Source organism: Paracraurococcus lichenis (genome assembly GCF_030657435.1).
In the GTDB taxonomy this organism is placed as follows: Bacteria; Pseudomonadota; Alphaproteobacteria; order Acetobacterales; family Acetobacteraceae; genus Paracraurococcus; species Paracraurococcus lichenis.
Window position 1 is genome coordinate 1 of sequence record NZ_JAUTWS010000118.1, and the last position, 10,114, is coordinate 10,114.

At 65.6% G+C, this 10,114-nt stretch carries 6 protein-coding genes; 2 read left to right on the forward strand and 4 right to left on the reverse strand.

Going from position 1 to position 10,114, the window contains the following annotated elements:
- Together Q7A36_RS35910 and cas12b are read right to left on the reverse strand one after the other, a co-directional pair.
- Positions 1-237 (reverse strand): helix-turn-helix domain-containing protein (locus Q7A36_RS35910; protein ID WP_305108601.1); only part of this gene is annotated, 237 nt, incomplete at its 3' end.
- A gap of 610 nt (positions 238-847) precedes the next feature.
- Positions 848-4,219, reverse strand: a complete 3,372-nt coding sequence (gene cas12b / locus Q7A36_RS35915; RefSeq protein ID WP_305108602.1) for a type V CRISPR-associated protein Cas12b — start codon at positions 4,217-4,219, stop codon at positions 848-850.
- Positions 4,220-4,579: 360 nt separating this feature from the next.
- Between cas12b and Q7A36_RS35920 the strand changes: the two genes are divergently transcribed.
- Entirely contained in the window at positions 4,580-4,909 is a 330-nt protein-coding gene (locus Q7A36_RS35920; protein WP_305108603.1) for a hypothetical protein, read from the forward strand.
- Between the two features lie 116 nt (positions 4,910-5,025).
- Here Q7A36_RS35920 and Q7A36_RS41855 read toward each other — a convergent pair whose 3' ends face one another.
- Complete coding sequence (locus Q7A36_RS41855; RefSeq protein ID WP_370655771.1) at positions 5,026-5,283, reverse strand: transposase; 258 nt, start codon at positions 5,281-5,283, stop codon at positions 5,026-5,028.
- A gap of 113 nt (positions 5,284-5,396) precedes the next feature.
- Between Q7A36_RS41855 and Q7A36_RS35925 the strand changes: the two genes are divergently transcribed.
- The gene (locus Q7A36_RS35925; protein ID WP_305108604.1) at positions 5,397-8,213 is read left to right on the forward strand and encodes a Calx-beta domain-containing protein; all 2,817 of its coding nucleotides are present in this window, start codon (positions 5,397-5,399) and stop codon (positions 8,211-8,213) included.
- Positions 8,214-8,563: 350 nt separating this feature from the next.
- Here Q7A36_RS35925 and glgP read toward each other — a convergent pair.
- Positions 8,564-10,114 (reverse strand): glycogen/starch/alpha-glucan family phosphorylase (gene glgP / locus Q7A36_RS35930; protein ID WP_305108605.1); only part of this gene is annotated, 1,551 nt, incomplete at its 5' end.

Sequence of the window (10,114 nt, forward strand, 5' to 3'; positions counted from 1 at the left end):
CTGCGGCGAGAGCGGCTTCTGCTCGCCTGGACGGCGGCCGCGCCGTCCACCCTCCAGCGCCGTGTCGCCGGACCGTCGTGCCGCCTCGACCCACTCTCCAACGAAGCGGCGGTTCACGCCGACAGCAGCCGCGGCCTCGAGCCGCGTCTTGCCTGCTTCGACCATGGCCACCGCTACCCGGCGCAGTTCTGCCTGGGTGGTCGGGTCGAGCTTGCGGAAGTCACGACGAAGCACCATGCCCAGACCATCGCACAGCGTACGGCAAAATGCTACCTATTTGGTGGCCAGGTTAGTAATCGCAGGCGATTTCCTGCCCCCCCGACTTCGCAAACGGGGTCTGGGACCCGCTGTGACATGGGCGATCACCGGTGGTGTTTGGTACCGACTGTGCGTACCGACGGCCCCAGCAGCTTCCTGAGACCCGCTGCAACGCCGGCGACGATGCCGATACGGCGCATGTGGTAGACGTGCCAACGGCCCCAGCTTCCTGAGACCCGCTGCGACTGCCCGACCGCAAAAGCACTCCAAAGCAACAGCATACTGTCCGAGCCGTGCGAACTCATTTGACTGCAGCGGCCGTGACCGGCTCTGCGTCCCGCCCCTCGGACCTCAAGCATCGCATCGCCAGCAGTTCGTCCGTGCGCGAACCTCCACGTCACTACATGTGTACTCAGGGTTCGCGCGCAGCCCATTCGCAGCGCGTGGGGGTCTCGCTGATAAACAGCTCGAAGGAGCGAGGAAAACCGTTCCGACCGGTGACGGCAGTTACGGACCACCGTCGAGGCACTTCGATCAGTTACTGCCGGCCCTCTAGACCAGCGGCAACAGCCTACCCGCCTCCTCCGGCCTAGCCAAGCCGTGCCTTCAGCGCGACCCCGGTCGCCTGCCGCACGCGGCGCCAGAAGACCTTCGCCGGGAACCAGAGGTCGGCCGGCCAAACAACCCCGGACGGGTCGCGGAAGAACACCTCCACCCGGCCCGCCTCCACCTCGGCCTCCTCGACCAGGCCAGTCATTTCCTCGGCGTCGGGGTCGAACGCCTGCGCCTCCTGGTCGCCGACCGCCGCCGCCAGTCCCTTCATCTTGTGCCCGCTGGCCGGCTCCCAGCGACAAGACCCGGTGTCATGGCCCGTGGGACAAAGGACACCCAGCCCGCCCATGGCGCCCAGCAGGCGCTTGCCCATGGTCCGCGGCACCCAGACCTCCTTGCCGTCCAGTTGGCCGGGACTGCAAGGCAGCCGGAATGCCTCAGCGTGCCGCGTCCAGAAGCGCCGCTGCAGGTTCTGCGCCGCGTTGATGTCGGCATCGATCGTCAGCAAGCCTTCCTTCCTGGCCCGGAGGCAGGCGAAGACCTGGCCACCATCGCGAGGGACGAGGTCGCCCGGCCGGCAGGCCGCGAGGTCAATCTCCAACTTGGCCAGGCCCTCCTGCAGCCATGGGTCATGCAAATCGGCCGCCGCGAGTGGCTGGCTGCGGATGCCAGGCGTGAGCGTGCGGGCGTGGAAGCGGCTCGTAAATGCTGCCGAGGGCCTAACCTTGTCATCTGGAATGTCCAACCCGTACAGGGCGCCCTGCATGGCCACCTCGCCCGGCACCGCCCTGTGCGCCCAGCGCATGAGCTGTGAGTTCTCCCGACGCGGTCTATCCGTTCGCATGCGGTAGCGCGACAGATCCTCGAACAGGACCACGTCACACGGCCGGAAGCGCCGCTCCCAGCACCCCGCTTTGTCGCGCACGAAGCCCATGGCGGCGCGTACGATGAGGTCTGCGCCGGTCTGCAGTCGGTCATCCTTGATGTTGTCGAGGTGTGCCAGCAACCGGCTGGCGAAGACGCCGCGCGCGACCCGGTTCATGCGGCGCACCTCGCCCGTGGCCCTACCAAGAAGGTTCCAGGACTGCAGGAAGCGGCGGAGATTGGTGAGGTGCTGGACGGCCCACATCGATTTGCCGGTGCGCAGGAAGGCCAGTCGCTCCTTCCCGCGGTGGCGCCATTCGCGCACGACGGGGTTCATGGCGATGCGCAGCTCGCGCAAAGCCGCCGTGACAGCGTCATCCCACACGGGCTGCGGTGCTTGCGCCTTGGCTGCCAAGGTGACTTGGATGGCTTCCTCGAAGGGGAACGGGTCTCCGGTGACCCGTGCCTCCGTCAGGGCCTCGAGGGCCACTCCACGATCCTCTGGCGGGCTGCCGGCCAGCCGCATGACCCGCCGATAGCGTGCCAGGAAGCGGCGCATCCGGCGCATCTCCTCGTCTCGTAGCCGACGCCACTGCAAGCCATCGCGCGAAGGTGTCTCGCCGGGCAACTCGAGATGAACGGACCGTTCATGGGTAGCCCACAGCGTCCGGTCGCCCAGCGGCACCCTGAAGGCCAGCGCGTCAGGCCGGAACGGCGTCTCTTCCCGCAAGGTGAAAACCGAGCAGGCGGCAAAGGTGCGCAGACCAAGGTCGACGGCGAGGACACGGGCGCCGTCCCGCACCATGTCCTCCGCCTTCGTCGCCTTGCCCAGCGCCGACGAGAAGTGGCGCACGAAGCGCGCGTGATCCGGCCCCCAGCCGTCGGGGAGCATCGGGTCGAGATCCACGGTGACCTTCAGCCAGACAGGGCCGATTGACCCGGCCTCCAGCTCCGCGGCGTCACGGTGGCCCAGGTGGCGCCGATCGAACAGCATGTCGGCGCTGCCGACGATGCCGGTCAGGGTCTCGCCCGACCCGGTGTCGAAGACGATCTCGGCCTTTCTGTCCCGCTTGCCGAGCCGCTGGACGCGCATCTGCTCGGATGCGGCGAGCCTCACCGTCACATCCGTGTCTGCGAGCCGGCCGTCGTCCAGCCGGTACAACAGACTTAGCTTGGCGGCCAAAGCACCGTCGCCGGCGTCCAGCAGACGGTACGGGCGCAGGTTGGTGTCGCCCTCGGCGGCCCACTGCGTGGCACGCGGGTGGAGCCGTGCGTCGGGCAGCGTCATCGTGGCGGTCTCGCGGGAGCGGTCCACCAGCGCTTGCATGGCGTTCAGCGTGGCGGCGATGGAGACCACATCGGCACCACCTTTCCACAGGTCGTGCTGGGCCGCCTCGGCCAGCCAGAGGAACACCTGAGGGTCGCCGAACTTGCCACGCTTCTTGGTCTGTTGCTCGGCCAAGATGGCACGCAGGGTTTCTGGCGACTGGTCCTTCGCTTTCTTCCAGGCCTCCTTCAGGTCCGACCAACCGCGGAGCTGCCGGGGGCGCAGCGTGTAAACGGAGGGGCCGAGACCCAGCCGGCTCATGTCCTCGGCGCAGGTCTTCTCGTATCGCCGCACGCGATCCAGCAATGGCACCAGTTCGGGCGTGACGGCGCGCGCGCGGTAGCCGTCCAGGGTCGCCTTGCGGGCCGTGTGCTGCTCCACCGCGCGCCGGCACCACGCCTCCCAGGACAGGATGTGCGCGACGGCAAGGCGGAAGGCGAGGCGGTCCCAAGGCGTGACGCCACCACTGGGATTAGCCATGCGGGGCGTGAAGAAGGGCGGGAAGAGCGGCAGCAGGCGTAAGACGCGGAGACGCGCCATGATGCCCTCGGGGCCTGACGCGGTGCGCTCAACCAGGTCTTCCAGCTTGGCGCGGAACAGCGCGGGCCAGTTCGGCTTGCCGGCACGCGCGGCGCGCAGCCACCCGGCGGGGCTGCCGGTATCGGTGCGCCACGCCAGAGACGCGTCGGAGGCGTACCAAGCCTTGGCGGCGTCCAGCAACTCGGGGTCGTCGTCGGCCATGGACAGCCAGTTCGGCCGCGGACGGTCCAGCTTGCCGGCCGCCATGGCAAAGCCCTGGCTCTTCGGGTCGGTCAACGGGCTGATGTAGCCGTTCGCGGCCTGGGCAGATCCCTCGCCGGTCTCGTCGGGAGCAATCAGGCGGTAGAGGTCTCTCAGCGCCGCAAGAACCTCGGCGTCGGTGCCCGCGGCGTCGAACAGGTCAAAGTCGCCGTCATGGTCGAGGTTGGCCCGCTGCGCGGCCCGTGCCATCCGCAATGCCGCACTCTCGGCCTCCCCCAGGGCCACCATCCGCTGGCCGCTCGGCTCATTGGAAGCCGATACCTCGTACGGCAGGGCGCGCAGGCACAGCAGGCGCTCCTCGTAGTAACGGGTCGCGGCGTTTACCTCGGCGTGGGTCGTCCAGAGGGCCTCACGAAGTAGCTTGCCGTCCGGGCCTCGGGGAACAACCAGCTTGAGGTTGAAGGAGCGGACAGGCATGCGCTGGAGACCCCAACGGAATCGTTGGTGCTTAGGGTAGAGGCGGCATTGCGAAGGTGAAAGCCGGGGGCGAGCTGCGGCGCCCAGGCATGGGACTTGCGCGGCGAGCGCGAGAAGGCTGAGCGACGCAGGACCGCTTTGTGATGGCTGGGGCGGCGAAGTCTGTTCGAGAATGAGGCACCAATTTCGAGACTTTGCAGACAATGGGACGCATTTTGAGGAGCGCGCCGCACACGCGGCCGGCGCGATTTGTATTGGCAGGAGACGGCGAGGCACTTCGAGAGGCGAATAGGCTCTCGTGTGCCGTCGAGCATCTCCGTGACTCCGCCCCGCCGCGACGACCGACGAGGCAGCTGCGCCATGCCCTTCCCGCCACCCACCGGACCAGACGGCGTCAGCCAGCAGGAGCGCATCGCCGCAGCAGCGTGGTGCGCACGGCTCGGGGTCAAGTGGAGTGCCGAGGCGCTTTTCAACGAGGACGGTAGCGTGTCGCTTGGCCTCATCTCGCCCCGCAGCACCGGCGGTGAGTTCGGCATCCTGATGCCCACCTGGATGGTCGAGCGGACTGTCGCAGGGTACGCCGTGGTGGATGCCGCGGCGCAGGAGGTCATCGGAGTTTTCCCGGAGCTGAACTGGGCCTTGTGGGCCGTCATCGAGGCCGAGTTGAGGGCCGTGGCGAACAACGCGTAGCCCGGATTGGGGTCGACCAGAGGACGCAGGGACTGGTCCCGCAGCGCCCGAGCATGCGTCCGCTCCTCACCACAGTTGAGCCGCTTTGAGCGCGGCCTCCTCGCTTCAGGGAGGGGTCAAGCGTCCTTCTTGCTGCGCCTCTTTCGGTCGGGTACCCGTTGTTGCTCGACATATCGCTTGATGATGTCGAGCGGGGCACCGCCGCAGCTTACGACGCAGTAGCTTGGCGACCAGAACTGGTCGCCCCACAGGGGCTGGCGACCTCTGGGAAGCTTTCCTTGCGGACGATCCGCGAGGTCGCCCCGAGAGCGGCCAGCCCGGCTGCCTCTCAAATTTTTTGAAACAAAATTTATTACAATAAACGCCGATAGCACAGGATGATCAGATTGCGTTTGCAATATCAATTAAGGGTTTAATATCAGAAAAGCAATTGGTAACCAGACCGATATCGCAATAGACCCCCAGCGGCTTTCTGGGGAGCGACGAGATGGCTAACCGTGTCGACTACAATGTAGTGAACAGCTGGGGCACTGGCCTGCAGGCGAACATTAGCCTGACGCCCGACCAAACGCTGAATGGCTGGACGCTCGAATTCGACGCGGGCTACGACATAAACCAGATCTGGAACGCTCAGATCGTCTCTCACGTCGGCACCCACTACGTCGTCCGGAATCTGGACTGGAACGCGTCTGTCGCCAGCGGATCGCCAGCCTCCTTAGGCTTCATTGCTGGTCCCGGCTCGGGACCGGTCAGTTTCATGGTGAATAACCTACCCGTCGCGAACGCGCCTCCGACACCCCCGGTCGTCGAGCTCCCGACCATCAGCGTGGCCGACCTCTCTATTGTTGAAGGCGACAGCGGCCAGTCCTACGCGACCTTTACGCTCACCCTTTCCAAGATGTCAGCGACTCCGGTGACGCTGGACTTCGCCACCCAGGACGGCACAGCGAAGGGCGGCCTGGACTACCTGGCAGCCAGCGGTAGTGTGACCTTCGCTGCCGGGGAGACCCGCAAGACCGTGCAAGTCGCGGTCCTGGGCGACAAAGACGTCGAGCCTAACGAGGCTTTTTCGCTTGCCCTGTCCAAAGTCTCGGGCGCAATCCTGCCCAAGGCGAATGCTGTCGCTACCATCTTGAACGACGATGCGGCGCCAGTAGTCCTCCCGTCAGCCTCGGTCGCAGATGTTTCAACTTCAGAGGGGAATACCGGCCAGAAACTCGCGACTTTCACGGTGACCTTGTCGAGTGCGGCGAGTGGACCGGTCTCCCTGGCTTACACGACGCGCGACGGAACGGCTGTGGCCGGTTCGGACTACGTCGCCACCTCTGGAACCATCACTTTCGCCGCCGGGGAGACTAGCAAGACCATCTCCGTCGCTCTCCTGGGCGACCAGGTCGTAGAGCCCGACGAGACCTTCACTCTGGCCCTGTCGAATGCGACAGGAGCGACCATCACCCGTGGAGTGGCGACAGGCACGATCCAGAACGACGACGTCGCGGTACCTCCGACTGCACCTTCGTCCGGGGCTATGGTGACCTATGCTGCCTCGAATGACTGGGGGACGGGCTTCACCGCCGATGTCAAGGTCACTGCCGGCACGTCGGTGCTGAACGGTTGGATGATCGAGTTCGATGCGCCATTCACCATCACCAACATCTGGAACGCGGATCTCGTCTCGCATAGCGGCGATCATTACATTATTCGAAATGCTTCCTGGAGCGGCACAGTAGCTGCAACGTCGAGCGTGTCTTTCGGCTTCCAGGCGAGCACGTTGGGCGGCCACGACGTGAGCCACCTGACCATTAACGGCGCCTCCGCTCCGGCAACCTCCCCTACTCCGGTTCCTGCGCTACCGACCATCTCCGCCGCCGATGTCTCAGTGACGGAGGGCCACGACAGCACAGCAAACTTTACCGTCAGCCTATCCAAGGCATCCGACACTCCGGTCACGGTCCACTTCGATACGGTGAACGGCACGGCTGTCGCGGGAAGTGACTTTACGGCCAGATCCGGGACGCTGACCTTCAACCCCGGAGAGACGAGCAGGACCGTGCAGGTCGCTGTCCTCGGCGACACGACCGCGGAACCCACGGAGACCTTCAGCCTGAAGCTCTCCGCCGCCTCCGGTGCCACGCTCGCGCGCGACACCGCCATTGGCACCATTCTGGACGATGACACCGTGGCCGCCCCTCCGGCACAGAGCCACGCGGGCTATTACCACACCAAGGGCAACCAGATCGTCGATGACGCCGGGAACACGGTGAAGATCGCCGGGGTTAACTGGTTTGGCTTCGAGACCTCAACCTTCGCTCCGCACGGCCTGAACGCGCGCGGGTACACTGCCATGATGGACCAGATGAAGCTCCTGGGCTTCAACACCATCAGGCTGCCGTTCTCGGACCAGTTGTTCGACACGGGCCGGAACACCCCCACCAGCATCGATTACAACAAGAACCCCGACCTGCGGGGCCTGTCCGGGTTGGATTTGATGGACAAAATCATCAACTACGCCGGGTCCATAGGACTGAAGGTCATCCTGGATCATCATCGCAGTTCATCTGGCGACGGACCGAACGACAGTGGGCTTTGGTACGACCAGACCTACGGCGAAACCACCTGGATCAACAACTGGAAGATGCTCGCCCAGCACTACGCCGGCAACACGGCGGTGATCGGGGCCGACCTCGCCAACGAACCACACGGTGCTGCCACCTGGGGTGATGGCAGCGCCAACGACTGGGCAGCCGCAGCGACCAGGGCAGGGAACGCCATTCAATCGGTCAACTCCGATTGGCTCGTCATCGTCGAAGGAACCGGCCAGAACTACTGGTGGGGTGGTGACCTGTCGGGGGTAGCCAGCCATCCTGTGACCTTGAACAAGCCGGGCCACGTCGTCTACTCAACCCACGACTATCCTAATTCGGTCTACCCGCAACCCTGGTTTTCTGGCAGCGCTTTCCCGAACAATTTGGAGCAGGTATTCGACCAACATTGGGGATATGTCTACCGACAGAATATTGCACCAGTCTTTGTCGGCGAGTTCGGTACAAAAATGACAGACCCTAAGGATTTGCAGTGGCTAACCAAGCTGACGGCATATCTCGGAGGCGACTTCAATGCTGATGGCACGTCGGACATTGCAGCCGGGCAGCAGGGGATCAGCTGGTCCTGGTGGTCCTGGAACCCAGATTCGGGCGACACGGGCGGCATTCTCAATGATGATTGGACCACGGTAAATCAGAATAAAGTCGATGCCCTGAGGATGGTCATGGCAGATAACAGCCCGCTAACTGGCAGTCACTGAGCGGCTTCAACCGCAACCTCCTCCCCTCAGGGCTTGACCTTACCCACAACTCAGCTTCGGCGTAGGGCCATGGCCTGCAGGTAGGACCGCAGGCCATGGGAGATGCGGCGAGCAGGGCGGAACGGCAGTGGGCGAGGTTGACCTGGGCGACCACTGCGGGACGCGGCGGGCCGTGATGGTGGGCGCAGCGATACCGGTGCAGCCGGCGGCTGGGCTGGCGCCAAGGCGGCGTACCGCTTGCTGGAACGGCCGGAGGTGACCTGCCAGCACGAAAGCCATGGGGATGCGGGCGAGCGGGCCCTCGGTCCGCGTCTTCGACATCGTCCCATCCCCCCGGCGCCCGCCGGGCCTCAGCCCCCGACCGGCACCCGCCAAATCTCCGCCGCATATTCGGCGATGGTGCGGTCGGAGGAAAACCAGCCGACCTGCGCCGTGTTGAGCACCGCGCTGCGCCACCAGGCAACGGGGTCCTGCCAGCGGGCATCGGCCCGGCGCTGGGCGTCGAAGTAGCTGTCGAAATCCGCGCCGACCATGAAGTAATCGTGGCAGCGGATAGAGCCCATCAGGTCGCGGTAGCGGCCGCGGTCGTCCGGCGAGAAGACGCCCGACTCGATCGCCTCCAGCACCTCGCCAAGGCGCGAGGAGGCCTGGATCGCCCCAGCGCCACGGGACCCGTCACGGCGGCGGGCCTCCACCTCCTCGGTGGTCAGGCCGAAGATGAAGATGTTGGGGTCGCCGACCCGCTCCCGGATCTCGACATTGGCGCCGTCGAGCGTGCCGATGGTCAGCGCGCCGTTCAGCGCCAGCTTCATGTTGCCGGTGCCGGAAGCCTCCATGCCGGCGGTCGAGATCTGCTCGGACAGGTCGGCGGCCGGCACGATCATCTCGGCGAGCGAGACGTTGTAGTTCGGCAGGAAGGCGACGTGCAGCAGGTTGCGCACGGTCGGGTCGCTGTTCACCACTCGCGCCACGTCATGCGCCAGCTTGATGATCTGCTTGGCGCGGTGATAGCTGGCCGCCGCCTTGCCGGCGAAGATCTTCACCCGCGGCACCCAGTCAAGATGGGGCTGGGCGCGGATCGCATCGTAGAGCGCCACCGTCTCCAGGATGTTGAGGAGCTGGCGCTTGTACTCGTGGATGCGCTTGATCTGGACGTCGAACATGGCGCCGGGATCGACCCGCAGGTCGAGCTGCTGGCGGATCAGCGCCGCCAGCGCCTCCTTGTTCGCGCGCTTCACGGCGGCGAACCTGTCCCGGAAGGCTGCGTCATCGGCCAGCGGGATCGCCGCTTCCAGCCGCCCGGCATCGTCCAGCACCGCGGGCCCCACCGCCTCCACCAGCAGCCCGGCCAGCCCCGGATTGGCCTGGTGCAGCCAGCGGCGGAAGGTGATGCCGTTGGTCTTGTTGGTGATCCGCTCCGGTGCCAAGGTGTTGAAGTCGCGGAAGACGGTCTTCTTCAGCAGGTCGGAATGCAGGGCGGAGACGCCGTTGACCTTGTTGGAGCCGACGAAGGCGAGATGCCCCATGCGCACGCGCCGGCCGTGGCTCTCCTCGATCAATGAGACGCTGGCGAGCAGCCGGACATCGCCAGGGTGCGCCGCCCGCACCGCATCCAGGTGGTGCGCATTGATGAGGTAGATGATCTGCATGTGGCGCGGCAGCAGCCGCTCCATCAAGGGCACCGCCCAGCTCTCCAGCGCCTCGGGCAGCAGGGTGTGGTTGGTGTAGTTGATGCAGCCGCGAGTGATCGCCCAGGCCTCGTCCCACGGCATGCCGTGCAGGTCGACGCAGATGCGCATCAGCTCGGCGACCGCGATCGCCGGATGCGTGTCGTTGAGCTGGATCGCCACCTTCTCCGGCAGGCCGGTGAGGTCGCCATAGACGCGCAGGTGCCGCCGGAC